This window comes from Inquilinus sp. (assembly GCF_039594555.1).
Lineage (GTDB): Bacteria > Pseudomonadota > Alphaproteobacteria > DSM-16000 > Inquilinaceae > Inquilinus.
Genome location: NZ_JBCNNF010000010.1, coordinates 1 through 26,915 on the forward strand (window position 1 = coordinate 1; position 26,915 = coordinate 26,915).

Here is a 26,915-nt window from a genome sequence, read left to right on the forward strand (position 1 = left end):
TGAACATGCAGTACCGGTCGCTGCTGCGGCGCGGGTTGATGGGCGCCGAATACGCGCTGCTGCGGCGCGGGGCGATGACCATGGCGCCGTCGCAGCTGGGCGCCTTCACCCGCTCCTCGGACCGCCATGCGACGCCCAACCTGCAGATGCACATCCAGCCGCTGTCGCTCGACAAGTTCGGCGACGCCATGCACCCGTTCCCTGCCATCACCACCAGCGTCTGCAACCTGCGGCCGACCAGCCGCGGCTCGGTCCATGCCCGCTCCCCCGACCCCGCAGCCCCTCCGGTGATCGCCCCGAACTACCTGGCGACGGAGGAGGACCGCCGGGTGGCGGCCGAATCCATCCGCATCGTCCGTCGGATCATGCGGCAGCCGGCGATGGCCCCCTATGCGCCGCAGGAGTTCCGGCCGGGCCTGGATCTGACCTCCGACGACCAGCTGATCAGGGCGGCGGGGGATGTCGCCACCACCATCTTCCATCCGGTGGGCACGGCGAAGATGGGCCTCGACAGCGATCCGATGGCCGTGGTCGACGGCACCCTCCGCGTCCGCGGTGTCGACGGCCTGCGGGTGGTCGACGCGTCGGTGATGCCGGCCATCACCTCGGGCAACACCAACTCCCCCACCATCATGATCGCGGAAAAGGGCGCGGCCATGATCCTCGACGCGGCCCGCTGAGGCGCGGTCGCTCTTTCAAAATCATGCACGATCCATGATGCATGATTGACTCTCTCCCGCTCCAGCCGCTATCAGGCCGGTGTGTCGGGAGGATCGCCATGCCGCCGAAAGCCGCCATCTCCCGCGTCGCCTTGGCGGACCAGGTCATGCGGGTGCTGCAGGAGCGCATCCTCGACCGGGTCTATGAGCCGGGCGCGCGGCTGAACATTGATGCGTTGTCGCGCGAGCTGGAGGTCAGCTCGTCGCCGATCCGCGAGGCGCTGACGCGCCTCGCCGCCGACGGCCTCGTCGCCGCCTCCTCCTTCGCCGGCTTCTCGGTGGCGCCGGTGCCGCCGCGCGACTGGTTCGAGCAGCTGCTGGCCTATCGCGTCCTGGCCGAGGGCTGGGCGGCGCGACAGGTGGCGCGCCGCCAGCCGGCCGCAGCGATCGGCCGGATGCGCGAGAGCCTGGAGGCGATGGAGGGCGGCCGGCTGGGCCGCAAGGCGCGCGACTACCTGACCGCCAACCAGGCCGACCAAGCCTTCCACGAGGCGATGCTGGACGGCGCCGGCAACGAGATCCTGGCCCGCAGCGTGCGCGACCTTCATCCCCACCTGCACCACGCCCGGCTCTTCGCCAAGGTGCCGCAGGACATCGCCCCCGCACTGGCCGAGCACCGCGCCATCCTGGCCGCCATCGAGGCCGGCGACGAGGGCGGCGCCGCCGCCGCGCTGGAGCGGCATCTGCGCGCCTCCTGGCAGCGCTATGACGGCTGGACGGCCGACGAGCCGGCCTGACCATCCCTCCTTACCGCAGAGGACATCCCCCGTGGCCAAGATCGTTTCCGTCGAGATCCTGCAGGCCGACCTGAAACCCAAGGTCAAGCGCACCGACGCGGTGCAGGCCTTCGAGCTGCAGGAGACGCCGATGGTCGGCATCATCGATGCGGACGGCGCTGTCGGCACCGGCTACAGCTACACCATCGGCACCGGCGGCTCCTCCGTCGCCCGGCTGCTGGACGACCATCTGGCGCCGCAGCTGATCGGCCGCGAGGCGGACGATATCGAGCGGATCTGGCGCGACCTGTTCTACCGGGTCCATGCCACCACGGTCGGGGCCTTGACCTCGATCGCGCTGGCCGCCATCGACACCGCGCTGTGGGACCTGCGCAGCCGCCGCACCGGCATCCCGCTGCACCGGCTGGCCGGCGGCGCCAAGGACAGCATCCAGCTCTACTACACCGAGGGCGGCTGGCTGCACCTGGACCAGGCGGCGCTGGTCGAGGAGGCGCTGCAGGCCAAGGAGAAGGGCTTCGGCGGCACCAAGGTCAAGGTCGGCCGGCCGCATGTGGCCGAGGACATGGCCCGCCTGACGGCGGTTCGCGAGCAGGTCGGCGACGCCTGGGAGATCATGACCGACGCCAACCAGGGCTTCACCCTGGACGAGGCGGTGCGCCGGGTGCGCAGCTTCCAGGAAGTCGGCATCGCCTGGTTCGAGGAGCCGATCCACGCCGACGACGTGCGCGCCCATCAGCGGCTGGTGGCGTCGACCAGCGTGCCGATCGCGGTCGGTGAGTCGATGTACAGCATCTCGCAGTTCAAGGACTACCTGCAGAGTGACGCCTGCTCGATCGTCCAGGTCGATGTCGGCCGGATCGGCGGCATCACGCCCTGGCTGAAGGTCGCGCATATGGCCGAGGCCTTCAACGTGCCGGTGTGCCCGCATTTCCTGATGGAGCTGCACCTGCCGCTGTGCTGCGCCGTGCCGAACAGCCGCTGGCTGGAATACATCCCGCAGCTCGACCTCGTCACCACCGAGGACATCCGGATCGAGAACGGCCGCGCCATTCCGTCGGACAAGCCGGGGCTGGGCATCGAATGGGATTGGCAGGCGCTCGACCGCGTCATTGTCCACCGCAACCGGCACACCGGCTGATGGCGGCGCTGTATGACGCTGCAGCGCTGACCGGTTTTGCCCGCGCCCTGCTGGGCGAGGCCGGCATGCCGGCCGACAAGGCGGCGGATGTCGCCGAGGTGCTGGTCGAAGGCGACTGCCTGGGCAAGACCACCCACGGCCTCGCCCTGCTGCCGCATTACCTGCGCGAGATCGACTCCGGCGGCATGCGGCTGGAAGGCGATCCCGCCGTGGTCAACGACCTGGGCGCCTGCCTGACCTGGGACGGGCGCAAGCTGCCCGGCCCCTGGCTGATGCGCCGCGCGGTGGATGAGGCGGTGGGCCGCGCCGGGCGCCTCGGCCTCGGCGCCGTGGCGGTGCAGCGCAGCCACCACACGGCCTGCCTGGGCGCCTATCTGCGCCGGGCCACCGATCGCGGATTCCTGCTGCTGATCGCCCTGACCGACCCGGCGCATGCCAGCGTGGCGCCGTTCGGCGGCATCACCCCGGTGCTGACCTCGAACCCGGTCGCCTTCGGCGCGCCGACCGAGGGCGACCCGGTGCTGGTCGACATGGCGACGGCGATGCTGACCAACGGCACCGTCGCCGGGCACCGGCAGCGCGGCGAGCCCCTGCCTGCCCCCGACCTGCTGGACAACCAGGGCAACCCGACGACCGACCCGAATGTCATCGCCACCACGCCGCCGGGGTCGATCCTGCCGCTCGGCGGGCTGGCGGCCGGGCACAAGGGCTTCGCCCTCGGCCTGATGGTCGAGCTGCTGTCCGGCTGCCTCAGCGGCCATGGCCGCGCCTCGCCGTCGGAGGGCTGGAGCGCCGCAGTGCTGCTGCTGGCGATCGACCCGGCGGCCTTCGGCGGGCGCGAGGAATACCGGCGCCAGGTCGACCGGCTGGTGGAGGCCTGCCACGCCTCCGCCCCCCGCCCCGGCTTCGACCGGGTGGTGCTGCCCGGCGAAGCGGCGCAGCAGCGCCGGCGGCAGCGGCTGCGCGACGGCGTGCCGGTGGCCGCCGAGCTGATGGCGGATCTGGCTGCGCGGGCGGCCCGGGCCGGGATCGCGATCCCGGCCGGCCGCGCCGGGCCGGCCTGACGACGCGACATCACAAGACAAAGGAAGGGAGGAGCACGACATGAGCGACGCAGCCATCCGCGCGCGGGCCGAGGCGCCGCCGGTGGACAAGGCGGGAATCCGTAAGGCGATCACCGCCGCCACCATCGGCACCGTCATCGAGTGGTTCGACTACGCGCTGTACGGCGCCGCCTCGGGCCTGGTCATCGGCAAGCTGTTCTTCCCCGACCTGACCGGTGTCGGCGGCCAGCTGGCGGCCTTCGCCACCTTCGCGGTCGGCTTCTTCTTCCGGCCGCTGGGCGGCATCGTCATCTCGCATTTCGGCGACCGCTTCGGCCGCAAGCCGGCGCTGATCTTCACCATCGCGCTGATGGGCCTGGCCACCGTGGCCATGGGCCTGCTGCCGACCTATGCCCAGATCGGCATCGCCGCGCCGATCCTGCTGGTGCTGATGCGGCTGCTGCAGGGCTTCGGCGCCGGCGCCGAATATGCCGGCGCGGTGACGCTGGTGGCGGAATACGCGCCGCCGCGCCACCGCGGCGTCTATACCGCGATCCTGCAATCGGCGACCGTGGTCGGCATCATGCTGGCGACCTTGTGCTTCCTGGCCGTGTCGTCCCTGCCGGACGAGGTGCTGATGGGCTGGGGCTGGCGCGTGCCCTTCCTGCTGTCGGCCCTGCTGTTCGGCGTCGCCCTCTACATCCGCAAGCGGCTGGACGAGACACCCGAATATGTCGCGGCGATGGAGCGCGCGGCGCAGCAGAAACGCGAGGCCCACGTGCCGCTCGGCGAGCTGCTGCGCCAGTCGCCGAAGCAGGCGCTGTTCGGCTTCCTGTCGGTCACCGGCCACAACGCCAACGCGTACATCCTCAGCGCCTTCTGCCTGAGCTACATGACCAACACGCTGCACATGCCGAAGACGCAGGCGCTGACCGCCCTGGTCATCGCCTCCTTCACCGGCGTGGTGGTGACGCCCTTCATGGGCGCCGTCGCCGACCGCATCGGCAACGCCAGGGTCTATGCCTTCGGCGCATTGTTCACCGGCGCCTTCGCCTTCCCGCTGTTCGCGCTGATCGACACCGGCGACGTGGTGCTGGCGACGCTGGCGATGAGCATCGGCTACGGCATCGGCTTCGGCGGGCTGGCCGGCGCGCAGGGCGCCTTCCTGGCCAACCTGTTTCCGACCCGCACCCGCTTCTCCGGCATCGCCCTGACGCGGGAGCTGAACAGCATGCTGATCGCCGGGCCGACGCCCTTCATCGCCTCGGCCTTGGTCGCGGCGGCGGGCGGCACGCCCGAATACGTCGCGATGTATCTGGTGGCCTGCTGCGCCATCACCTTCATCGCCGTGCTGGCGATCCGCAACCGGTCGGTGGCCGGCGCGGACTGAACGCCATGGCGGGCCTAGTCGACGACGTAGCGGCGGTAGCGCTCAGGCAGCTGGTCCAGCAGCACGAAGGCGCGGTCGACATGGTAGACCAGCCGCGCCTCGGCCTCCGCCGCGTTGCCGGCATCCAGCGCATCGATGATCGCGAGATGCTCCTCGACCACCAGCGGCAGCCGGTCGGGGCTGCCGAACAGCCGCATGAAGCGGGCCAGCCGGGTCCAGGCGGTCTGGATCGTGGTCCACACGCCCTCGCGGTTGGCGAAGCTCATCAGCAGATGGTGGAACTCCTCGTCCGCGGCGTGGAAGCCGTCCGAATCGCCGGCCTCCAGCAGCACCCGCTGCTTGGCCGGCACCGCCCGGGCCGCGGCGCTCATCGCCGGGGTCCAGATCTCCGCCGTCTCGCGCAGCACCGCCACCTCCAGTGCCCGGCGGACGAAATGCGCGTCGCCGATTCCGCCCAGCCGGATCGGGGCGACGAAGCTGCCCTGCTGCGGATAGACGTCGATCAGCCCCTCCTCCGCCAGCCGCTGGATCGCTGCGCGGATCGGCGTGCGCGACACGCCGAACTGGCGGCTGATGCTGTTCTCGCTGATCGGGGTGCCGGGCAGCAGATGGACGCCGACGATGGCGTGGCGCAGCGCCTCATGCACCTGGTCGGCGACCGGCAGGCGGCGGTCGAGGTCGAGGCGAATCGCCTGCAGCCCGCCCGACGCCTCTTCCGGCTCGGCGGAAACGGCCGACGACGCCTCGGATGGTTCGACCAGCGGCATCTCATCCTCCCCGAACGGCGCAGTCCCCGGCCATTTGTCCGACCTGTTCGGTCGAACCGGCCACAATTCGATTGCGCCTTGCACACTTGGATACTAGCGTTCCACCGCGCCGTTCAAGTGCGCCGATGCCTTGGCGGCCTCAAGAAACCTCAGGGAGGAGCTCGGAAGATGTCCCGACATGTCCGGAGTGCGGTTCTGGCCGGCCTGGCGCTGCTGGCGGGGGCCGGCGCGGCCGCCGCCGACGACACCCGCGTCGCCTTGGTTCCGGGCGGCCCGCACCCGTATTTCGCCGCTTGGGAGCAGGCTGGCAAGGACGCCGCCCGCGACTTCAAGCTGGCCGCGGCAGACTACAAGGTCCCCCAGAAATGGGAGCTGAGCACCCAGAACCAGCTGCTCGAGAGCTTGGTGACCCAGGGCTACAACGCCTTCCTGGTGTTCCCCGGCGACCCGGTCGGCAGCGTCAGCACCGTGGCCGAGCTGGCGGATAGCGGCGCCCCGGTGATCGCCACCGCCGGCTGCCTGAAGGACCCGTCCGAGGCGCAGTTCTGCCTGGGCACCGATGTCGGCAACTCCGCCTATCTCGGCACCAAGGAGCTCTTGAAGGCGATGGCCGGCAAGAAGCGGATCCTGCATGTCACCGGCTTCCTGGTCGACCCTAACACCCAGCTGCGCATCGACGCGGTGGAGAAGGCGGCGAAGGAAGAGGGCGCGCAGGTCGTGCAGGTGATCGCCGACATCGACGCGCCGGAGCCGGCGGAAGAGAAGATCAACGCCTATCTCGCGGCCCATGCCGCCGATGTCGACGGCATCGTCAGCACAGCCTGGGTGCCGTCGGTCGTCGCCGCCAACGCGCTGCGCCGGATCGGCGACAAGCGCATCCAGATGGTCGCCATCGACCATGATGAGGTGGTGCTGAAGGCGATCAAGGACGGCTTCCTGCACGGCACCATGCTGCAGAACCCGTACGGCCAGGCCTATATCGGCTCCCACGTCGTCGACCGGCTGCGCAACGGCTGCACGATCAAGGCCGACGCGCCGTGGAAGACCAACGCGCTGACCAATCACTTCGTCGATTCCGGCACCGTCTTCGTCGGCGCCGACAAGGTCGACACCTATGTCAGCGCCATGCAGGACATCACCAAGAACCTGCTGGCCAGCTTCGACGCGACCTATCTGAACTGCAAGTCCTGAGCGGCCATGTCCGGCCGGGCCTTCGCGGTCCGGCCGGGTTCCGCAGACCGTTTCCCAGAGCCGACCGATGCATGCCGAAGACAGCGCCGCACCCCCGTCCCATGCCGGGTCCCCGCAGGCGACGCCGCGCGCGGCGTCCGGCCGGCCGCGCTTCTGGCTTACCAACGAGTTCGGCCTGATCGTGCTGATCGCGGTGTTCGTCACCGCCTTCGGCCTGCTGACCCCCGGCTTCCTGTCGCCCTTCAACCTGTTCACGCTGGGCCGCACCGCCGCGATCAACGTCATGATCGGCCTGTCGATGATGGTGGTGATCGTCACCGGCGGGCTGAACCTGGCGGTCGGCGCCATCGGCGTCAGCGCCGCCATGGCCTGCGGCTGGCTGATCCAGGATGCCGGCCTGCCCTGGCCGCTGGGCATCCTGGGCGGGCTGGCGCTGGGCGCGGCGCTGGGCGTGGTCAATGGCTGGACCATCGTCCGCTCCGGCCTGCACAGCTTCATCATCACGCTCGCCAGCATGAGCATCTTCTTCGGGTTGATGATCTTCCTGACCCGGGGCGAATCCTATCGCGAGCTGCCGGCGGTGTTCTCCGGCTTCGGCCGGCTGAAATTCCTGGGCAACACGCTGTCGCCGCTGCTGCTGGTGGCCGTCGTCGTCGCCGTGCTGCTGGTGGTGCTGTACCGCTTCACCGTGGCCGGGCGCGAGATGCTGGCCGCCGGCGCGAAGCCGGAGGCCGCCGCCCTGTCCGGCATCCGGGTCGACCGCGTCTTCATCGCCTGCCACGCGCTGTCGGGCCTGCTGGCCGGGATCGCCGCGCTGATGCTGGTGGCGCGCAACGGCGCCGCCCTGCCCTCGATGGCCGGGCAGCTGGGGCAGGACTGGCTGCTGCCCGCTTTCCTCGGCCCCGTCCTGGGCGGCACGCTCTTGTCCGGCGGCCGGGTGTCGGTGGTGGGCACCTTCCTCGGCGCCTTCCTGGTGACGCTGCTGACCAGCGGCCTCTTGCTGCTGCAGGTCGGCGAATTCTGGGTCCAGGCCTTCCTGGGCCTGCTGCTGCTCCTGGCCGTGCTGATGGACATGGCGCGCCGCTCGTTCCTGGCGCGCCGGAGGATGGTGTGATGGGTGCCCTCTCCCGCTACGCCCGGACCGACTGGTTCGGCCCGCTGCTGGTCACAGTGCTGGCGATCGTCATCGTCGGCGCCTTCAACCCGTCCTTCCTGTCGCCGCTGAACATCCAGGTGCTGCTGCTGGCGATCTCGATCAACGCGCTGATCGCCTTCTCGCAGATGATCATCATCGCGGTCGGGCAGATGAACCTGTCGGTCGGCGCCATCGGCGGGCTGGCCGCCATCAGCTTCGCCGGGATGATGCAGGTCTGGGGCCTGCCCGCCCCCGTGGCCGCCGTGCTGGCCCTGCTGATCGGCCTGGGCGCCGGGATGGTCAACGGCGCGTTCATCGCCTGGACCGGGATCAGCGCCTTCGTCATCACCCTGGCCAGCCTGTCGATGTTCAAGGGCATCAATCTCGGCATCACCCAGGCCCAGCCCTTCTACGGCATCCCGGATGCGGTGAAGGCCTTCGGCAACACCACCTTCATCGACCCCCTGCCCTGGCTGGTGCTGCCGACGGCGGTGGTGGCCGTGGGCCTGTGGTTCCTGCTGAACCGCCAGGCGCTGGGCCGCTTCATCCTGGCGGTCGGCGGCAATTCGCACGCGGCGGAGCTGTCGGGCATCTCGGTCGGCTTCACCGTGGTGGCGGCCCATGCCATCTCCGGCCTGCTGGCGGCGCTCGCGGGCATCCTGCTGGTGGCGCGGCTGCAGATCGGCCAGCCGACGATCGGCGACGACTGGCTGATCCTGTCCTTCGCCGCGCCGGTGATCGGCGGGGCGGTGCTGTCCGGCGGCCATGTCAGCGTGTCGGCGACGCTGCTGGGCGTCGTCATCGTCGCGATCATCACCCAGGCCCTGGTGCTGTTCAACATCGACCCCTTCCTGGTCCAGGTCGTGCTCGGCGTCCTGATCCTCTGGGCGGTCGGCATCAACCGCCTGCGCGAGCTGCGGCTGCGCAAGGCCGCGACGGCGGGAGCTTGACCATGCCGGTGTTCGAGGCGCGGGGCGTCAGCAAGTTCTTCCCCGGCGTGAAGGCGCTGCAGGGCGTCTCCCTGACCCTGGAGCCGGGGTCGATCCACGCCCTGCTGGGCGAGAACGGCGCCGGCAAGTCGACGCTGATCAAGATCATCACCGGCGTGCACCGGCCCGATGAGGGACAGCTGCTGCTCGATGGAAAACCCGTCGAGTTCGGCGGCCCGCGCGACGCCACCGCCCACCAGATCGGCGTGGTGCATCAGGAACGCAACCTGATCCCGCGCTTCTCGGTCGGCGAGAACATCGCGCTGGAGCAGCTGGCGGGGCATCCGCTGCGCCGGGTCGACTACGTCAAGGTCAATGAGACCGCGCGGCACTGGCTGAAGGTGCTGGACCTCGACATCGACCCGCGCATCCCGGTGTCGCAGCTCAGCGTCGCCAAGATGCAGCTGGTGGAGATCGCCAAGGCGCTGTCGCTGAAGTCCCGCGTGCTGCTGCTGGACGAGCCGACGGCGGCGTTGACCCCGCACGAGACCGACATCCTGTTCGGCCTGTTGCGCCGGCTGCGCGACGAGGGCGTCAGCATGCTCTTCGTCAGCCACAAGCTGGAGGAGGTGCAGGCGATCTGCGACCGGGTGACGGTGCTGCGCGACGGCCGCAACGCCTGCGAGAGCCGGTCGATGGAAGGGCTGGGCCGACCGGACCTGGTGCGGCTGATGATCGGCCGCGGCGAGCTGATCGCCGACTGGCCGTCGCGCGACCACAGCCAGGCCCTGGCGACTCTGCGGCTGCAGGGCGTATCGACCGGGCTGGGCCACCGCGACGTCGACCTGACCCTGCGCCGGGGCGAGATCGTCGGCCTGTACGGGCTGGTCGGCGCCGGACGGACCGAGCTGGCGAAATGCATCCTCGGCCAATTCCCGGTGACGGCCGGCACAATCGAGGTCGAGGGCAAACCGGCGAAGATCCGCGACGTCGCCGACGCCATCCACCGCGTCGGCATCGGCTATGTCAGCGAGGACCGCAAGCAGGAAGGCCTCGTGCTGATGCATTCGGTGCTGGAGAATGCCGGCATCACCGTGTGGCGCCGGCTGGCCGGCCGCCTGGGCTTCCTGACCGACGGCATGGTGCGGGCGAAGACCGAGCCCTTCATCAGGCGCCTGGCGGTGCGCACCCCGTCGCTGGGCCAGCTGGTCGGCAATCTGTCGGGCGGCAACCAGCAGAAGATCAGCGTCGCCAAATGGCTGGCCGCCGGGGTCAGGGTGCTGATCGTCGACGAGCCGTCGGTCGGCATCGACATCAAGACCAAGGCCGAGCTGCACCAGCTGCTGCGCGAGCTGTCGGAGACCGGCACCGCGATCCTGCTGATCACCAGCGACATGCCGGAGATGATCACCCTGGCCGACCGCATCGTGGTGATGAACGCCTACCGGATCGAGGGCGAGATCACCAACACCCGCGACTACCGGGCGATGAGCGAGGGGATCATGAACCTGATCCACCGGGTGGAAGCCGCGTAGCGGGTCGTCCGGTTACAGGCGTAGCGAATTGCGGCGGTGCAGCGCTTGACGGTTGGCGGCCCGCCGCGTCAGGCTGGCCACCGCCGTTTTCTTCATGCCGATTGAGTGCCTGGATTGCCTTCGCCGATGAGCCGCGACACCGCAGAATGGACCGGCGCCGTGGGGGTCGGTCCGGGTTGGGGGCGGATCCAGCCCGGCCGGCGCCGCTGGTACCGGCTGCTGGCGCTGCTGCTGGGGGCGGCCGTCTTCGTCGTCGACACCTACACCGACGTTACCGGGGCCATCGCCGTCCTCTACGTGCTGGTGATGCTGGTCGCCGCCGACGCCATCCCGCGGCGCGGCCTGATCCTGCTGGCGCTGGCCTGCGCCGGCCTGACGGTCCTCTCCTTCTGCCTCTCGCATGGCCTGGGCGCGGATGTCTCCGCCATGACGCGCCTTGGCATCTCCCTGGCGGCCATCATCGTCACCGCGGCCCTGCTGCTGCGCGACCAGACGTCGAAACGGTCGCTGATGCGGGCGCACACCGCCTTGGCCCGCAGCGAGACGCGCTACCGGTCGATCTTCGAGCAGGCCCGGTTCTCGCTGTGGGAACAGGACTTCTCCGCGGTCCGCGACCGTCTCGCGGCGCTGCGCGACCAGGGCGTCCGCGACCTGGCCGCCTATGCCCGGGAGCATCCGGAGTTCACCCGCGACTGCGCCCGGCTGATCCGCACCGTCGACATCAACGACGCGACGGCCGAGCTGTTGCGGATCCGGTCGCGCGCGGAGGGATTGGGGTCGATCGAGCGCTTCCTGCCGGCCGGCGACCCCGCGCTGCTGGAGGTCCTGACCGCGGTCGCCAAGGGCCACGGCCGGTTCGAGGGCCGGGCGAAGCTGGTCGCAGCGGATGGCTCGGTGCGGACCGTCCTCCTCGGCATCTCCTTCCCCGAGGAGGCGGACGAGTTCGGCCGCGTCGTCGTCGGCATGGTCGACGTGACCGAGCGCGAGCAGCTGCAGCAGACCCAGATGGCGGTTCAGGCCGAGCTGGCACGGGCGTCGCGCGCGGCAACGGTCGGCGCGCTGTCGGCCTCGATCGCGCATGAGATCAACCAGCCGCTGGGCGCCGTGGTGATGAACGCCCAGACCTGCCTGCGCTGGCTGGGTAAGGACCCGCCCGATGTCGAGGCCGCGATCCGGGCGGCCGAACGGACGGTGCGGGACGGGCGACGGGCAGCGGAGATCGTGCAGCGCACGCGCGGCCAGCTGGTGCGGGACGAGCGCAGGGACGCGGCGATCGACCTGCCCGCGCTGGTCGAGGAGACGCTGGCGCTTCTGGACACCGAGCTGAAGTCCCATGCCGCGCGGGTGGTCACGCGTTTCGCACCGACAGTGCCGCCGGTCCGCGCCGACCGGGTGGCGCTGCAGCAGGTGCTGATCAACCTGGTGACCAACGGCGTCCATGCCATGGCCGACACGCCGGCCGCGGCGCGCGAGCTGACGGTCGGCGTCGACGGCCCGGCCGGGCCGGATGCGCCGGAGGTGCGCGTCTCGGTCCGCGACCGTGGCCGCGGCATCGCCGACGATGCCCAAGCCAGGCTGTTCGAGCCTTTCTTCACCACCAAGCGCGGCGGCATGGGGATGGGGCTTGCGATCTGCCGCTCGACGGTCGAGAGCTATGGCGGCCGGTTGACCGCGGCAAACCACGAGGAGGGGGGAGCGGTGTTCGCGTTCGCGCTGCCGGTGGACCGGGACGCCGTACAGGCATCATGACAGCACCAGCCAAACCCGCGGCCGCCGAAAGGCCGCTCGTCCTGATTGTCGATGACGATGAGGCCATCCGCGAGGCGCTGACCGACCTGCTGCGCTCGGTCGGGATCGAGGCGAAGAGCTTCGGGTCGACCCGCGAGCTGCTGGAGGCCGCCCCGACGGACCGCCCCGGCTGCCTGATCCTTGATGTCCGCCTGCCGGGGCTGAGCGGGCTGGACCTGCAGGCCCAGCTGCAACGCAGCGGCAACACCCGCCCGATCATCTTCATGACCGGCCATGGCGACATCCCGATGAGCGTGCGGGCGATGAAGGCAGGGGCGTTGGATTTCCTGACCAAGCCCTTCCGCGACCAGGACATGCTGGACGCGGTGACCGCCGCCATCGACCAGGACCGGGCGCAGCGCCAGGACGCCGCGGCGGCGAAGCAGGCGGCGGCGCTGGCTGCCACCTTGACCCCGCGCGAAGCCGAGGTCATGGCGGCGGTGGTCAAGGGGCTGATGAACAAGCAGATCGCCGGCCAGCTCGGCATCAGCGAGATCACGGTCAAGCTGCATCGCGGCAACGTCATGCGGAAGATGGAGGTCCGCTCCGTCGCCGACTTGGTGCGGAAGGCGGAGCTGCTGCAGCGCTGACCGCTGGATCGGGCTGAACGGACAGCCGCTTCGTCCTGCACCTATGTATGGTATCCGGCCGGGGACATCGCGCCTATCTAAGACAGGCGGGCTTGAGGCCCAATCTGTCGTCCGCCGAGGTACCGTGTCCCAGCCCCCCGTCATTGCCGTCATCGACGACGACCACGCGATCCGCGAGGCGCTGGAGGATCTCCTCTCCTCGCTCGGCTATCGCGCGCTGCCGTTCGCCTCGGCGGAGGACTTCCTGGGCTTCCCCGGGCGGAACGCGGTGGACTGCATGGTGGTGGACGTGCGCATGGGCGGCATGACCGGGCTGGACCTGCAGGCCCGGCTGAACGCCGAAGGTGCGCCGTCGCCGATGATCTTCATGACCTCCTACACCGACGACGCGACGCGGTCGAAGGCCCTGGCCGGCGGCGCCCACGGTTTCCTGGAGAAGCCCGTCGACGCTGATGTTCTGATCGGCTGCCTGGCCTCGGCGCTGCACGAGGCACGGCCGTACTGATGCCGAGACCGCAGGCGACCTATACCTAGGTCTATCCGCCGCCAGCGAAACGCCTGCCGCCGCAAACCACAGTGGAATGGGCCGGCGCCGGCACCTCCGCCATCCTGTGACTGTCCGAACGACACAGGAGACGGCGATGTTCTGGAGCGGATCGGGTGCCTTCATCCGGCGCCAGGCCGAAACCGGCGATGCCCAGTATTTCGATTGGCGGCTCTCGGTCTCGTCGAACCCCGACGCGTCGGGCCGCCGCCGGCTGGACCTGCTGCACCTGTCCTGCGCCCGGCACCCGCTCGGCGCGGCGGAGGAGATGCCGGCGGCCGGGTTCGAGATCCGGCTTGCGCTTCGCGACCGGGCCGGCATGGACGGGATGACGGACCGCCTCCTCTGCCTGCGCGCATCGGCGCGGGCCGTCGACCTCTGGATCGCGGCTGCGGGGCCGGAGCCCACGCCGCTGGCCGACGGCGGCACGATCGTCCTCGACGGCACCGCCGAGGTCTGCCACGGCTGACCGGAATCCGCAAAAGCAGAACCGCGGGGCAAGCGATCGCCCCGCGGTTCATCGGCATATTTGATGGAAAGCGGCCGCGGCTGACCCGGCGCCCGGCCGCTCAGCGGCGCGACGCTATCACCGTGGGACAGCCCGAAGGATCGAACGGCGCGGCGTCCGCGAAAGCGGCGAGATCGGCGGCCGGCGGCTGGGTGATGACGGCGATGGGCGCCTCCCCGGCCGGCGCGTCGGTGAAGACCGAGAAGCCGAGCACCATGACCATCGCCAGCGTGGCGAAACCGCAGATCGCAGCCGTGAGGCGGGTGGCCTGCGGCTGCGGGAGGGGATCGGTTGTCCGTGCCGGCTCCATGACGTGCCTCCTCTCCTGGCCTGGCGCCCGGCATCGGTTCGGCGATGCGCGGCGCCTTGTCTTCGATCAGAGGCTAGGGCGAAGCGGCATGCCGCTCCATCGCACCTAGGGTCTAGAGGACTCTGCGATCGTTGGCCGGACCTATACCTTGGTTTGGGATGGAGGCCGCGCGGAGCGCCCGTTAGCCGTCGTGAGGCGTTGTCAGGCGGTCCAAGGCGGCAGCTTCCGAGACTGGCTGCCCTCCGCGAAAAAAGGCCGGGCGCTTGAATGATGCTCCCCGGCCTCGCAGGATGGATTTGGATAGACTCTCATCAGGCGGCCCGACATGTCGAAGCCGGTGGATCCGGAGAGGTCCGGTGCGCGCGGCAGGGCGACGCTGGCCGATGTCGCGGCGGCGGCCGGCGTCGGGGTGGCGACCGTCGACCGCGTGCTGAACGGCCGGCGCCCGGTGCGCGAGGCGACGACGGAGCGGGTCCTGGCCGCCGCGGAGCGCATCGGCTATCACGGCTCGGGCCTGATCCGGCAGCGCCTGCTGGCGGCGACGCGGCCGCGACGGCGCTTCGGCTTCCTGCTGCAGAAGAGCGGCGACCCTTTCTACCAGGCGATCGGGGCCGCCGCCGGCCGCGCCGCGGCCGAGGCCCGGGACGTCCGCGGCGAGGCGGCGGTCGTCTATGTCGACGAGCTGGCGCCGCGGCGGATCGCCGACGAGCTGCTGCGCCTGGGCGGCCACTGCGACGCCGTCGCCTGCGTGGCGGTCGACCACCCGCATGTCACCAGGGCCGTGTCGGAGCTGGCCGCCCGCCAGGTTCCGGTCTTTACCCTGCTCTCCGACCTGTCGGCGCCGGACCGGGCCGGCTATGTCGGCCTCGACAGCCGCAAGCTGGGGCGGACCGCCGCCTGGCTGGTGGCGCGCACGGCGGCGCGGCCCGGGCCGGTCGCCGTCTTCGTCGGCAGCCACCGCTATCTCGGCCAGGAGATGTGCGAAATCGGCTTCCGCTCGTATTTCCGCGAGCATGCCCGCGACTTCCAGCTGCTGGAGACCGCGGTGAACCTCGATGATCCCACCGTCGCCTACCCCTTCACCCTGGAGCTGCTGCAGCGATACCCCGATCTGGTCGGGCTGTACGACGCCGGCGGCGGGCGGGAGGGCATCATCCGCGCCCTGCGCGAGGAGGACCGCGGCGGCCTCGCCGTGGTCTGCAACGAGCTGACCGAGGTGACCCGGGCTGCGCTGATCGACGGCACGATCAGCACCGTGCTGGCCCTGCCGGTCGACGAGTTCTGCGCCGCCGCCGTCGCCGCGATGATCGAGGCGACCGCGGGCGGCCCGCTGGCGGGGCTGCGCCAGCGCATCCTGCCGTTCCGGATCTATGTCCCGGAGAATGTCGACCCGGCGTGAGGCGTGGCGGGAATCCATCATCGGCATCGCGTCGCCGTGATGAAGCCGGATAGATTCGATCACCCCCGCATTGAGCCGGCCGCGCCCCTCGGATTACGCTTTTCCCGACACCCGCGGCAGGCGGGGCGATGCGGGAGGATGCGATGCCCGGGGAGATCGGCCGGAGGGATTACAGCCTGGTCGGGGCGGAGGCGCGGCGGGCGGTCGAGGCCGGGCTGGCCGGCGCCGCCTGGTACGCCTGCCCGATCCCGCGCAAGGAGCTCAAGGAGTTGATGCGGCGGTCGGACGGGCCGGCGATCCGCGACACGCTGATCTGGTTCGCCGCCCTGGCCGTCACCGGAATCTTGGGCGGCGTGTTCTGGGGCAGCTGGTGGGCGGTGCCGTTCTTCCTGGCCTATGGCGTGCTGTACGGCTCCGCCTCCGACAGCCGCTGGCACGAATGCGGCCACGGCACCGCCTTCAAGACCCGGTGGATGAACGACGCCGTCTACCACATCGCCTGCTTCATGATCCTGCGTGAGCCGACGGTCTGGCGCTGGAGCCACACGCGGCACCACACCGACACCATCATCGTCGGCCGCGACCCGGAGATCGCCTCGCCGCGCCCGCCCAGCCTGCTGAAGATCGCCCTCAACATCTTCATGCTGAAGGCCAGCCAGGTCGCGATCCGCAAGCTGTTCCTCCACGCGGCCGGCCGGCTGACGGCGGAGGAGGAGACCTTCATCCCGCGGATGGAGCGGCCGAAGGTGTTCCTGGTCGCGCGGATCTACCTGGCGATCTTCGCCGCGGTGATCGCCGCCTGCCTGGCCTTCGGCAGCATCCTGCCTGCCATGTATGTGGGGCTGCCGACCCTGTATGGCGGGGGCATGACCCTGTTCTTCGGCCTGACCCAGCATGCCGGCCTGGCCGAGGACGTGCTGGACCACCGGCTGAACAGCCGCACGGTCTATATGAACCCGGTGTTCCGGTTCCTGTACTGGAACATGAACTATCATGTGGAGCACCACATGTTCCCGACCGTGCCCTATCACGCCCTGCCGAAGCTGCACGCGGCGATGAAGCATGACTGCCCGCCGCCCTATCCGAGCTGCTGGGCCGCCTATCGCGAGATCATCCCGACCCTGATCCGGCAGCGGCGCGATCCGCGCTATCATGTGGTGCGGACCCTGCCGGCCGGGGCGTCGCCGGGCCCGGCGCTCGGCGCCGCCCAGCCGGCCCCGGCGGAATAACAGAGAGGGAGGACGGTCATGGCCGAGAATGCCTGGATCGATGCCTGCGCCACGGACGACATCGAGCCGGAGGATGTGATCCGCTTCGATCACGGCGGCGCGACCTTCGCCATCTACCGCACCGCGGACGACCGCTACTTCGCCACCGACGGGCTGTGCACGCATGAGTTCGTCCACCTCGCCGACGGGCTGGTGATGGACACGGTGATCGAATGCCCGCTGCACAATGGCCGCTTCGACTTCACCACCGGCGAGGCGCTGAGCCCGCCGGTCTGCGCCGCGCTGCGGACCTTCCCGGTCAAGGTGGAGGGCGGCCGGGTCTATCTGCGGGCCGGGTCCTAGACGGATGAACGGGATGGTGATCGTCGGCGCCGGCGAGGCCGGGGCGCGGGCGGCGATCACCCTGCGCGAGCAGGGCTGGGACGGGCCGGTCACGCTGATCGGCGCCGAATCTCGCCCACCCTATGAGCGCCCGCCTTTGTCCAAGGCGGTACTGCTGGCCGAGGACGAGCCGGCCCCGGCCACCGTTCTGGATCGCGACCGCGCCGCCGCACTGGGGATCGAGCTTATCCTGGGCACCGAGGTCACGGCGATCGACCGCGCCGCCCGAAGCATCACCCTGGCCGGCGGGCGCGCCCTGCCCTATTCCCGGCTGCTGCTGGCGACCGGAGCGCGGCCGCGGCGGCTGGCGGTGCCGGGCCATGAGCAGGCCCGGTATCTGCGCCGCTTCGAGGATGCGCTGGCGCTGCGGCCGCGGCTGCGCCCCGGCGCGCGGATCGCCATCATCGGCGGCGGCTTCATCGGGCTGGAGCTGGCGGCGGCCGCGGCGGCGCGGGGCTGTGCGGTGACCGTCATCGAGGCCCTGCCCCGCATCCTGACGCGCGGCGTCCCGGCCGAGTTGGCCGCCGCCATCGCCGACCGTCACCGCGCCGCCGGGGTCGCGCTGTGCACCGGCATCGGCGTCGACCGGATCGAGCCGGACGGCGCCATCGTCCTGGCCGATGGCGGCCGGATCATCGCCGATACGGTGATCGCCGGCATCGGCGCGGTGCCGGAGACGGCGCTGGCGGAGGCCGCCGGCCTGGCCATCGACAACGGCATCGCCGTCGACGCGACGCTGGCCACGAACGATCCCGACATCTTCGCCGCCGGAGATTGCGCCGCCTGCGCCCATCCGCTCTATGCCGGCCGCCGCATCCGGCTGGAGGCCTGGCGCAACGCCCTGGACCAGGGCGTGCTGGCCGCGCGGACCATGCTGGGCGGTGGCGAGGCGATCGCCGCGGTGCCCTGGTTCTGGTCGGACCAGCACGAGCTGACGCTGCAGATCGCCGGCCTGGCCGATGAGGGCCCGGTCACCGTGGCACGCGATCTCGGCGACGGCGCGCGGCTGCTGTTCCATCTGGCGGCGGATGGCCGGCTGGTCGCCGCCAGCGGCCTCGGCCCGCTCGGCAGGATCGCGCGCGAGATCCGCCTGGCCGAGATGCTGATCGCGCGGCGTGCCGCGCCCGACCCCGGCGCGCTCGCCTCTCCGGCGGTCCGGCTGAAGTCGCTGCTGGCCGCCTGACCGACCGGATCGGCCTCACCGTCGAAGCGAAGATCGACTGTCGGCGCATGCTTGCGGCGATCGTCCCGGCCACCGGCGTCCCGCGGCGCGGCCGATCCATGTTGACTTCCCCTCGGCCCAAAATATGATTTTGCAAATAATTTTGCGGCAGCAGGGGCCGCCGGGAGCAACGCCATGGCCGAGCGCTCATTCGCACGGGAGGTCGAGGACCTGAAGCTCGGGGACGGCGACGTCTTCCGCGGCGAAGGCATCCTGGCGATCACCAAGGCGCTACTGCAATCCGGCGTTGCCTATGTCGGCGGCTATCAGGGCTCGCCGATCTCCCACCTCATGGACGTGCTGTCCGACGCCCGGGACGTGATGGAGGATCTCGGCGTCCATTTCGAGACCTCGGCTTCCGAGGCGGCGGCCGCGGCGATGCTGTCGGCCTCGGTGATGTATCCGTTGCGCGGCGCCGTGACCTGGAAATCCACCGCCGGCACCAATGTCGCCGCCGACGCGCTGTCGAACCTGTCCTCCGGCGGCGTCACCGGCGGCACGCTGATCATCATCGGCGAGGATTACGGCGAAGGCTCCTCGATCATGCAGGAGCGCAGCCACGCCTATGCGATGAAGTCGCAGATCTGGCTGCTGGACCCGCGCCCGAACCTGCCGTCAATCGTGCGGGCGGTTGAGGCCGGGTTCGAGCTGTCCGAGGCCTCCAGCACGCCGGTGATGCTGCAGGTCCGCATCCGCACCTGCCATGTCCACGGCCAGTTCACCGCGAAGGACAACCGGCGCCCGGCCTTCACCCTGAAGCAGGCGATGGAGAACCCGGTCCGCGACACCAACCGGATCGTGCTGCCGCCCGCCTCCTTCCTGCACGAGAAGGAGAAGATCGAGCGGCGCTGGCCGGCGGCGGTCGAGTTCATCAAGGAGCGGAGGCTGAACGAGACCTTCGGCCCGGCGGGCGGTGATGTCGGCATCGTCGTGCTGGGCGGGCTGTACAACTCGCTGATGCGCTCGCTGCAGCTGCTGGGCCTGGCCGATGTCTATGGCCGCTCGCTGATGCCGATCCATGTCCTCAACGTCGCCTACCCGCTGATCGACGACGAGTTGGCCGCCTTCTGCGCCACCAAGCGCGCGGTGCTGATGGTCGAGGAGGGCTCGCCCGACTATATCGAGCAGTCGCTCAACGCCATCCTGAAGCGCCGCGACATCCAGACCCGGGTGGCGGGCAAGGACGTGCTGCCGATGGGCGGCGAATACACCGCGCCGGTGCTGATGAAGGGCCTGTCGGCCTTCCTCGAGGCCCATGCGCCGGCGCTGCTCGGCAACCGCCCGCCACCGCCGGATGCCTCGGCCGTGCTGGCCGACCCACGGGTCAAGGCGCTGGCCGAGGTGGTGCCGGCACGCCCGGCCGGCTTCTGCACCGGCTGCCCCGAGCGGCCGATCTTCGCCGCGCTGAAGCTGACCGAGAAGGAGCTGGGGCAGCACCACGTCTCGGCCGATATCGGCTGCCACCTGTTCTCGATCCTGCCGCCCTTCAACATCGGCGCCACCACCATGGGCTACGGCCTCGGCCCCGCCTCGGCCTCGGCCTTCAATGTCAAGGCCGACAAGCGCGCGATCTCGGTGATGGGCGATGGCGGCTTCTGGCACAACGGCCTGGCCTCCTCGATCGGCAACGCCGTGTTCAACAAGCATGACGGCGTGATCCTGATCGTCGACAACTACTATTCCGCCGCGACCGGCGGGCAGGACATCCCCTCCTCCCGCGCCGACAATCCGCGGCGCCAGACCAACAATGCGATCACCGATGCGGTGCGCGGCGTCGGCGCCAAATGGGTGCGCCAGATCGACCGGACTTACGATGTCGGCCGGCTGCGCGACACCTTCCGCAAGGCGCTGACGACGCCGGAGCCGGGGCCGAAGATCATCGTCGCCTCCTCCGAATGCATGCTGAACAAGCAGCGCCGGGTCCGGCCGCTTCTGGCCCGCGCGGTGAAGGAAGGCCGGCGCGTGGTGCGCCAGCGCTTCGGCGTCGACGAGGATGTCTGCACCGGCGACCATGCCTGCATCCGCCTGTCCGGCTGCCCGTCCCTGTCGGTCAAGCACACCGACGACCCGCTGAAGGACGATCCGGTGGCCGCCATCGACCAGTCCTGCGTCGGCTGCGGCAATTGCGGCGAGGTGTCGGAGGCGGCGATCCTATGCCCGTCCTTCTACCGCGCCGACATCATCCAGAACCCCAGCCGGGTCGACCGGCTGCTGGCACGGCTGCGCGGGGCGGTGATCGGCTGGCTGCAGCGCCGCCGCGAGAGCCGCCGGATCGTCTTCGCCGAATGAGCGCCATGACCGATACCGAGCGCTCGCTGCTGTCGCAGGACCGGCCGCTGGCCGTCGCCATCCTGGCCATGGGCGGCCAGGGCGGCGGGGTGCTGGCCGACTGGATCGTCGCGCTGGCCGAGAGCCAAGGCTGGGCCGGCCAGTCGACCTCCGTCCCCGGGGTGGCGCAGCGCACCGGCGCGACGATCTACTATATCGAGATGATCGCCGCGAAGCCGGGGGCGACGCCCGTGCTGGCCCTGATGCCGACCCCGGGCGATGTCGACGTGGTGATGGCCGCCGAGCTGATGGAGGCCGGACGCGCTGTGCTGCGCGGCCTGGTCACGCCGGAGCGCACGACGCTGATCGCCTCGACCCACCGCTCCTTCGCCGTGGCCGAGAAGGCGAAGCCGGGGGACGGCACGGCCGACCCGATGGCCGTGGTCGACGCCACCGACTTCGCCGCCCGGCGCACCATCGCCTTCGCCATGGAGGCCGTGGCCGCAGGCAGCGGCAGCGTGATCTCCGCCGCCATGTTCGGCGCCCTGGCCGGGGCCGGCGCGCTGCCCTTCCCGCGCGAGGCGTTCGAGGCGACGATCCGCGCCGGCGGCCGGGGCGTGGAGCCGAGCCTCGCCGCCTTCCGCGCCGCCTGCGACCGGGCCGCCGCTCCGGCCCCCGAGGCCGTCACCCGCGCGCCGGGAAAGCGCTTCGACGCCCTGCCGACCGCTGCCGGGCATCCTGCTCTCGACCGCCTGGTCGCCCGCATCGCCCGGGAGTTTCCGGCCGAGGCGCATCCGATGCTGTTCGCGGGGGTGAAGCGGCTGACCGACTACCAGGACCCCGCCTATGCCGACGAGTACCTGACCCTGCTGGCCCGGCTGCACGCCGGGGACCTGACCCATGGCGGCGCCGCGAAGGGCTGCACCTTCACCCTGGCAGCGGCGAAGCATGTGGCGGTCGCCATGGCCTATGACGACCCGATCCGCGTCGCCGATCTGAAGGTCCGGTCGCGCCGGTTCGAGAGGGTGCGCCACGAGGTCGGCGCCGGGCCGGACCAGATCGTCTATGCGACGGAATACATGCATCCGCGGATGGAGGAGGTCTGCGGCACGCTGCCGAGGCCGCTCGGCGCCTGGATCGAGGCGCGGCCGGCGCTGTTCGCGCGGCTCGACCGGCTGGTCAGCCGCGGCCGGCGCGTGCGCACCGGGACGGTGTTCTGGTTCCTTGGGCTGCAGGCCGTGTCGGCGCTGCGCCGGGTCCGCCGCGGCACGCTGCGCCATGCGCGCGAGACGGCGCATCGCGACGCCTGGCTGGCCACCGCGATGGACGTGCTGCGGGTCAACTACGATCTCGCGGTCGAGGTCCTGGAATGCCGGCGGCTGGTGAAGGGCTATTCCGACACCCATGCCCGCGGCGAGTCGAAGTTCGAGCGGGCGCTGTCCGGCCTGCCGCTGCTGGTCGGCCGCGACGACGGCGCCGCCTGGCTGCGCCGGCTGCGCCAGGCGGCGCTGGCCGATGAGGATGGCACGGCGCTGGATGGCGCGCTGAAGACGATCGCGACGCTGTAACGGCGGGGCTTCCGCCCTCAGCCGGTCAAATCTCGTGCTTGCGGATGTTGCGCAGGATTTTGTGCAGGGTGGCGACGAAGGCGACGTATTCGTCGCCGTCGACGCCCTCGAACATCTGCGTCAGCAGCGCGTACATGGTCGGCCACACCGCATCGAACACGGCGCGGCCGTTCTCGGTGATGGCGATGTCGCGCACCCGCATGTCCTCGGCCCGCGGCTGCCGGCGGATGTAGCCCTGCTCCTCCAGCGCGTCGAGCGTGCGGCTCATGGTCGACTGCTCGGTCACTGCATAGACCGACAGCTCGTTGATCGTCAGCGGCGAAGAGATGCTGAGGATGGCGAGCGCCCGCATCTTGGTGGTGGTCATGTCGTGCGCCTTCAGCGCGTCCGACATGTTCGCGTTCCACCGCGCCATCACCCGGTTCATCAGATAGGGCGCGAACTGGTTGAGGCCGATCTCGCCCAGAGTCGGGCGGGTGTCGCCTTGGTCCGGCCGACGCAGCACCGTTCCGGCAAATCTGTCGGTCATCGCTCCCATCTGCTTCCAGTCGTCGGGCCTGCCGGCCCTACCCTGCCCGCGGCACCAGCGCAAGCGCACGCACGGGCGAGCCGGTGCCGCCGACGAATTTCAGCGGCGCCGCGATCAGCACCGCCCCCTTCGGCGGCAGCTCGTCGAGATGGCACAGGCTGGCCAGGCCGTAGCGGTTGGCCTTGTGCAGCAGGTTGTGGGCCGGGAAAGGCGGGGTCATGCCGCCGGCCGAGCCGGCATCGGTGCCGACCGTCTCCGAGCCCCAGCCGACGATGCCCTTGGACAGCAGGTATTCGATCGCCTCCGCCGTCGGGCCCGGCGAGTGCGGGCCGGTCTGGTCGGCGTTCAGGAAGGTCTCGGACGACCCGTTGCGCTTGTACCAGTCGGTGCGCAGCACGACCCAAGACCCGGCCTCAATCGCGCCATGCTCGGCCTCCCAGGCCTTGATGCTGTCGACCGTCAGCAGATAGTCGGGGTCGGCCGCAGTCTCCTTGGAGCGATCGATCACGTTGACCGGCGCGACGAAGCTCTTCGGTGGGATGCGGTCGGTGGTGCCATCGGCATGGTCGCGCCCGGTGATCCAATGGACGGGAGCGTCGAAATGCGTGCCGGTGTGCTCGCCCAACTCCAGCCAGTTCCAGGCCCAGAACGGGCCGTTCTGGTCATAGTGTGAGATCTGGTGGACCTTCACCGCCGGCGTGTTCTTGCCGATCTGCGGCGGCAGCTGGATCACCGGCGTCTCCGGCCCCAGCGGCGCGGTCAGGTCGACCACCCGGATCGAGCCGTCGAGCAATGACGCCGCCAATCCGGCGAGATGATCAGTTGCCATGGATGCCTCCCGTTTGGTTCTGCCCGGCCGCCCGGCTCCCTCTCGGCGGGCGTATCGCGGATGCAGCCGAACCTTAGATCGGAATATCTGCAATCACAACTATCTCAGCCAAGTGTTCCAGCACACGGCCGATCTGAAGCATGGAATTGCATAGGAGAAGCTTCAGGCATAAAACAATGCGGTTGATCGGGGACACCCTGCATGATCACCTAGCGCGACCAATGAGGCGGCGTTCCAGCCTGCCCGCCCAGCCGGCGGACGGCCATCGGCCGGGGCAGCGCCAGCCTCTTCGGCGACGACAAGAATGCCCGCGATGCGGGCCGACAGAGGAGGCAACACAATGAAGCTGTTCGGGACGTTGGGGCTGCTGGTCGCGTTCGGCGTGGCGGCGGCGTCCGCGGCGCAAGCCGAGACCATCACGGTCGGCGCCTACCCCGCCAACCCGCCCTGGGAGTACAAGACCGACAGCGGCGCCTTCGAGGGCTTCGAGGTCGACGTCGCCAAGGAAGTGGCCAAGCGCCTCGGCGTCGATGTCGAGTTCCAGGATCTCGGCTTCCAGGCACTGTTCGCCGCCACCAGCTCCGGCCGCATCGACTTCGCCATCTCCTCGATCTCGGTCACCAATGAGCGGCTGCAGAACCAGGCCTTCACCCAGCCCTATTACGACAGCGACGGCACCATCGTCGGCAAGACGGACTCGCCGATCCATTCGCTGGATGACCTGAAGGGCAAGACCATCGGCGTGATCTCCGGATCGACCGGCGAGGCCTTCGCCAAGGCCAATGGCGAGAAGCTCGGCTTCGCCGACGTCAAGAGCTACAACGCCCAGCAGGACCTGCTGCTGGAGGCGCAGAACGGCCGGATCGACGGCGGCGCCGGCGAGCTGGCCGGGTTCCAGTACGCGATCAAGCAGATGCCGGCGCTGAAGATCCTGGTCCGCATCCCGACCGGCGAGCGCTTCGCCATGATGACGCGCAAGAACCACCCGCTGCTGCAGAAGGTGAATGACGCGATCGGCGCGATGAAGACCGACGGCACCTTGGCCGCGATCCACAAGAAGTGGTTCGGCGTCGATCCGGAAGCCGGCACCAGCACGGTGACGCCGGGCCCGATCCCGCAGGCCCAGTAACGGCCGACACCGGGCCGGGCGGCATGCCCGGCCCTTCCGCCGAGCCACCGGGTCCGGACATGGAACTGATCGACACCTTCTTCAACGGCCCGGTGCTGCTGCGCGCGGTGCCGATCCTGCTGCGCGGCCTGGGCAACACCATCCTGCTGGGCCTGGTCAGCATCGTCTGCGGCACGCTGGCCGGGCTGCTGGTGTGCCTGGTCCGGCTCTACGCGCCCCGGCCGCTGCGGCTGCTGGCGATCTTCTATATCGACGTCTTCCGGGCGCTGCCGATCCTGGTCCTGCTGATCATGATCTACTACGCCCTGCCCTTCGTCGGCATCCGGCTGTCGTCCTTCCTTTCCGCCACGCTCGCTTTGTCGATGGTGCTGGCGGCCTTCACCGCCGAGGTCTGCCGCGCCGGCATCGAGAGCATCCCCCGCGGGCAGTTCGAGGCGTCCTCCGCCCTCGGCCTGCCGTTCTGGCTGGCGATGCGCAAGGTGATCCTGCCGCAGGCGATCCGCGTCATCATCCCGCCGCTGACCAGCAACTGCGTGTCGGTGTTCAAGGACACGGCCCTGGCCTCGGTCGTCGCCATGCCGGACCTGCTGAAGCAGGCCACCGACGCCCAGGCGCAGATGGCCAACCCGACGCCGCTGATCGGCGCCGCCATCCTCTACCTCGCCTTCCTCTGGCCGCTGGTGCGGCTGATCGGCCATCTCGAGACCCGCGCCAGGCTGCGCGCCGGCCGATCCTGACTCAGGCTCTTCCAGGAGATAGTCCGTGACCCAGGCATCGACCGACGCCCGCGCCTTCCCGATCGACGCGGTGCGGGCCCAGTTCCCGGCGCTGCAGAAGGCCGGCGACTTCGTCTTCCTCGACAATGCCGGCGGCGCGCAGATCCCGCAGAGCGTGCTGGACGCCGTCACCCGCCACCTGGTCGACCACAACGTCCAGCGCGGCGGCCGCTACGACAAGAGCCGCGCCGTCGACCGCGCGGTGGCCGAGGCGCGGGAGAGCGTCGCGCTGCTGGTCAACGCGGTCCAGCCGGCCGAGATCTGCTTCGGCATGAACGCCACATCGTTCATCCGGCTGGTCAGCCTCGGCATCGGCCAGATGCTGGGCGAGCGCGACGAGATCGTGGTCACCGACATGGATCACGACGCCAACATCGCCACATGGCTGGCGCTGGAAGGCGCCGGTGCCAAGTTCGCCTGGTGGCGGATGCGCGAGGACGGCACGCTGCATGTCGAGGACCTGGTGCCGCTGCTGTCGTCGCGCACGCGCCTCGTGGCCTGCACCGCCACCGCCCATTCGATCGGCACCATCGTCGACATCGCCGCGGTGTCGAAGGCCGCGCACGCCGCCGGGGCCGAGGTGTTCGTCGACTGCGTCCATTACGGCCCGCACGGGCTGATCGACATCCAGGCCTGGGGCTGCGACTACCTGGTCTGCTCCGGCTACAAGAACTTCTCGCCGCATATGGGCTTCCTGTGGGGCCGGTTCGACGCGCTCAAGCGGCTGCCGACCTTCCGCGAGGACTTCATCCCGGACGAGCCGCCCTACAAGGTCGAGGCCGGCACCTTCGTCTATGAGAACGTCGCCGGCATGGACGCGTCGGTGCGCTATCTCGAGGCGCTCGGCCGCGGCTTCACCTGGCCGTCGAACGGGTCCCGGCGCGACGACATCGTCGCGGCCATGGCCGCGATCCGGGCCTATGAGGCCGGGCTGTCGCGCGAGATGCTGCGCCAGTTGAAGTCCTGCGGCGCCACCATCTACGGCATCGCCGACGAGGACCGGGTGGAGGGACGCGTGCCGACGATCTGCTTCAACATCCCCGGCCATTCGCCCCAGGCCATCGCAGACGCAATGTCCGATGCCGGCTTCGGCATCCGCGACGGCCACATGTACGCGCCGCGGCTGATGCAGCGGCTGGGCCTGCCGATGGCCACCGGCGCGCTGCGCGTCTCCATGGTCCATTACAACACGGTCGCTGAGGTGCAGCGCTTCGGCGAAGCGCTGGCCGACCATCTCCGGCGGGCCGCCTAGCCCACCGGA

Annotated in this window: 26 protein-coding genes; 22 read left to right on the top strand and 4 right to left on the bottom strand. The window is 70.2% G+C overall.

The window, feature by feature from the left end; genetic code table 11:
- The 5 genes from ABDW35_RS02060 to ABDW35_RS02080 all read left to right on the top strand — a co-directional run.
- A partial coding sequence (locus ABDW35_RS02060) for a GMC oxidoreductase (protein ID WP_343712179.1) occupies positions 1–680 on the top strand: 680 nt, incomplete at its 5' end.
- Positions 681–778: 98 nt separating this feature from the next.
- Positions 779–1,456 (top strand): GntR family transcriptional regulator, encoded by a 678-nt coding sequence (locus ABDW35_RS02065; RefSeq protein ID WP_343712180.1) that lies wholly within the window; start codon positions 779–781, stop codon positions 1,454–1,456.
- Between the two features lie 31 nt (positions 1,457–1,487).
- Positions 1,488–2,594, top strand: a complete 1,107-nt coding sequence (locus tag ABDW35_RS02070; protein WP_343712181.1) for a mandelate racemase/muconate lactonizing enzyme family protein — start codon at positions 1,488–1,490, stop codon at positions 2,592–2,594.
- Positions 2,594–3,658, top strand: a complete 1,065-nt coding sequence (locus ABDW35_RS02075) for an Ldh family oxidoreductase (RefSeq protein ID WP_343712182.1) — start codon at positions 2,594–2,596, stop codon at positions 3,656–3,658. Before ABDW35_RS02070 ends, ABDW35_RS02075 begins: the two co-directional genes overlap by 1 nt.
- A 40-nt stretch (positions 3,659–3,698) precedes the next feature.
- A complete protein-coding gene (locus ABDW35_RS02080; protein ID WP_343712183.1) occupies positions 3,699–5,027 on the top strand; it encodes an MFS transporter in 1,329 nt (442 codons plus the stop codon).
- 14 nt (positions 5,028–5,041) lie between these two features.
- Here the strand turns inward: ABDW35_RS02080 and ABDW35_RS02085 are convergent, their stop codons facing one another.
- On the bottom strand, positions 5,042–5,794 hold the full coding sequence (locus ABDW35_RS02085; protein ID WP_343712184.1) for a GntR family transcriptional regulator: 753 nt from the start codon (positions 5,792–5,794) through the stop codon (positions 5,042–5,044).
- 168 nt (positions 5,795–5,962) lie between these two features.
- On the opposite strand from ABDW35_RS02085, the gene ABDW35_RS02090 reads away from it, so the two are divergent.
- The 8 genes from ABDW35_RS02090 (at position 5,963) to ABDW35_RS02125 (ending at position 13,975) form a co-directional block, all read left to right on the top strand.
- Complete coding sequence (locus ABDW35_RS02090; protein WP_343712185.1) at positions 5,963–6,985, top strand: sugar ABC transporter substrate-binding protein; 1,023 nt, start codon at positions 5,963–5,965, stop codon at positions 6,983–6,985.
- A gap of 67 nt (positions 6,986–7,052) precedes the next feature.
- Complete coding sequence (locus tag ABDW35_RS02095) at positions 7,053–8,099, top strand: ABC transporter permease (protein ID WP_343712186.1); 1,047 nt, start codon at positions 7,053–7,055, stop codon at positions 8,097–8,099.
- The gene (locus tag ABDW35_RS02100; protein WP_343712187.1) at positions 8,099–9,070 is read left to right on the top strand and encodes an ABC transporter permease; all 972 of its coding nucleotides are present in this window, start codon (positions 8,099–8,101) and stop codon (positions 9,068–9,070) included. Before ABDW35_RS02095 ends, ABDW35_RS02100 begins: the two co-directional genes overlap by 1 nt.
- Before the next feature lie 2 nt (positions 9,071–9,072).
- Positions 9,073–10,584: a sugar ABC transporter ATP-binding protein gene (locus tag ABDW35_RS02105; RefSeq protein WP_343712188.1), complete on the top strand. Its 1,512-nt coding sequence runs from the start codon at positions 9,073–9,075 to the stop codon at positions 10,582–10,584.
- Positions 10,585–10,710: 126 nt separating this feature from the next.
- Positions 10,711–12,333 carry an ATP-binding protein gene (locus ABDW35_RS02110; protein ID WP_343712189.1) on the top strand — a complete coding sequence of 541 codons (1,623 nt, stop codon included), beginning with the start codon at positions 10,711–10,713 and terminating at the stop codon, positions 12,331–12,333.
- Positions 12,330–12,962: a response regulator transcription factor gene (locus tag ABDW35_RS02115; protein ID WP_343712190.1), complete on the top strand. Its 633-nt coding sequence runs from the start codon at positions 12,330–12,332 to the stop codon at positions 12,960–12,962. Before ABDW35_RS02110 ends, ABDW35_RS02115 begins: the two co-directional genes overlap by 4 nt.
- Positions 12,963–13,086: 124 nt before the next feature.
- The gene (locus tag ABDW35_RS02120; protein WP_343712191.1) at positions 13,087–13,467 is read left to right on the top strand and encodes a response regulator; all 381 of its coding nucleotides are present in this window, start codon (positions 13,087–13,089) and stop codon (positions 13,465–13,467) included.
- A gap of 136 nt (positions 13,468–13,603) precedes the next feature.
- Positions 13,604–13,975 carry a hypothetical protein gene (locus ABDW35_RS02125; RefSeq protein ID WP_343712192.1) on the top strand — a complete coding sequence of 124 codons (372 nt, stop codon included), beginning with the start codon at positions 13,604–13,606 and terminating at the stop codon, positions 13,973–13,975.
- 100 nt (positions 13,976–14,075) lie between these two features.
- Here the strand turns inward: ABDW35_RS02125 and ABDW35_RS02130 are convergent, their stop codons facing one another.
- Positions 14,076–14,324 (bottom strand): hypothetical protein, encoded by a 249-nt coding sequence (locus tag ABDW35_RS02130; protein ID WP_343712193.1) that lies wholly within the window; start codon positions 14,322–14,324, stop codon positions 14,076–14,078.
- A 325-nt stretch (positions 14,325–14,649) separates the two neighbouring features.
- Here ABDW35_RS02130 and ABDW35_RS02135 point away from each other — a divergent pair, with 325 nt between their 5' ends.
- From ABDW35_RS02135 to ABDW35_RS02160, 6 genes are all read left to right on the top strand, one after another.
- On the top strand, positions 14,650–15,723 hold the full coding sequence (locus tag ABDW35_RS02135) for a LacI family DNA-binding transcriptional regulator (protein ID WP_343712194.1): 1,074 nt from the start codon (positions 14,650–14,652) through the stop codon (positions 15,721–15,723).
- 143 nt (positions 15,724–15,866) lie between these two features.
- Complete coding sequence (locus ABDW35_RS02140; RefSeq protein ID WP_343712195.1) at positions 15,867–16,952, top strand: fatty acid desaturase family protein; 1,086 nt, start codon at positions 15,867–15,869, stop codon at positions 16,950–16,952.
- 18 nt (positions 16,953–16,970) lie between these two features.
- Positions 16,971–17,294, top strand: coding sequence for a MocE family 2Fe-2S type ferredoxin (locus tag ABDW35_RS02145; RefSeq protein ID WP_343712196.1), 324 nt, complete (start codon positions 16,971–16,973; stop codon positions 17,292–17,294).
- 13 nt (positions 17,295–17,307) lie between these two features.
- Positions 17,308–18,516 carry an FAD-dependent oxidoreductase gene (locus ABDW35_RS02150; protein WP_343712197.1) on the top strand — a complete coding sequence of 403 codons (1,209 nt, stop codon included), beginning with the start codon at positions 17,308–17,310 and terminating at the stop codon, positions 18,514–18,516.
- Positions 18,517–18,690: 174 nt separating this feature from the next.
- Positions 18,691–20,844 carry an indolepyruvate ferredoxin oxidoreductase subunit alpha gene (locus tag ABDW35_RS02155; protein ID WP_343712198.1) on the top strand — a complete coding sequence of 718 codons (2,154 nt, stop codon included), beginning with the start codon at positions 18,691–18,693 and terminating at the stop codon, positions 20,842–20,844.
- A gap of 5 nt (positions 20,845–20,849) precedes the next feature.
- A complete protein-coding gene (locus ABDW35_RS02160) occupies positions 20,850–22,391 on the top strand; it encodes an indolepyruvate oxidoreductase subunit beta family protein (protein ID WP_343712199.1) in 1,542 nt (513 codons plus the stop codon).
- A gap of 25 nt (positions 22,392–22,416) precedes the next feature.
- Here ABDW35_RS02160 and ABDW35_RS02165 read toward each other — a convergent pair whose 3' ends face one another.
- Entirely contained in the window at positions 22,417–22,920 is a 504-nt protein-coding gene (locus ABDW35_RS02165; RefSeq protein ID WP_343712200.1) for a MarR family transcriptional regulator, read from the bottom strand.
- A gap of 37 nt (positions 22,921–22,957) precedes the next feature.
- Positions 22,958–23,749, bottom strand: a complete 792-nt coding sequence (locus ABDW35_RS02170) for a cyclase family protein (protein WP_343712201.1) — start codon at positions 23,747–23,749, stop codon at positions 22,958–22,960.
- A 340-nt stretch (positions 23,750–24,089) separates the two neighbouring features.
- Between ABDW35_RS02170 and ABDW35_RS02175 the strand changes: the two genes are divergently transcribed.
- From ABDW35_RS02175 to ABDW35_RS02185, 3 genes are read left to right on the top strand one after another with little or no spacing between them, the layout of a single operon-like run.
- On the top strand, positions 24,090–24,878 hold the full coding sequence (locus tag ABDW35_RS02175; protein ID WP_343712202.1) for an ABC transporter substrate-binding protein: 789 nt from the start codon (positions 24,090–24,092) through the stop codon (positions 24,876–24,878).
- Positions 24,879–24,937: 59 nt separating this feature from the next.
- Complete coding sequence (locus tag ABDW35_RS02180; RefSeq protein WP_343712203.1) at positions 24,938–25,615, top strand: amino acid ABC transporter permease; 678 nt, start codon at positions 24,938–24,940, stop codon at positions 25,613–25,615.
- 25 nt (positions 25,616–25,640) lie between these two features.
- Positions 25,641–26,906: a cysteine desulfurase-like protein gene (locus tag ABDW35_RS02185; protein WP_343712204.1), complete on the top strand. Its 1,266-nt coding sequence runs from the start codon at positions 25,641–25,643 to the stop codon at positions 26,904–26,906.
- Positions 26,907–26,915: the final 9 nt, after the last annotated feature.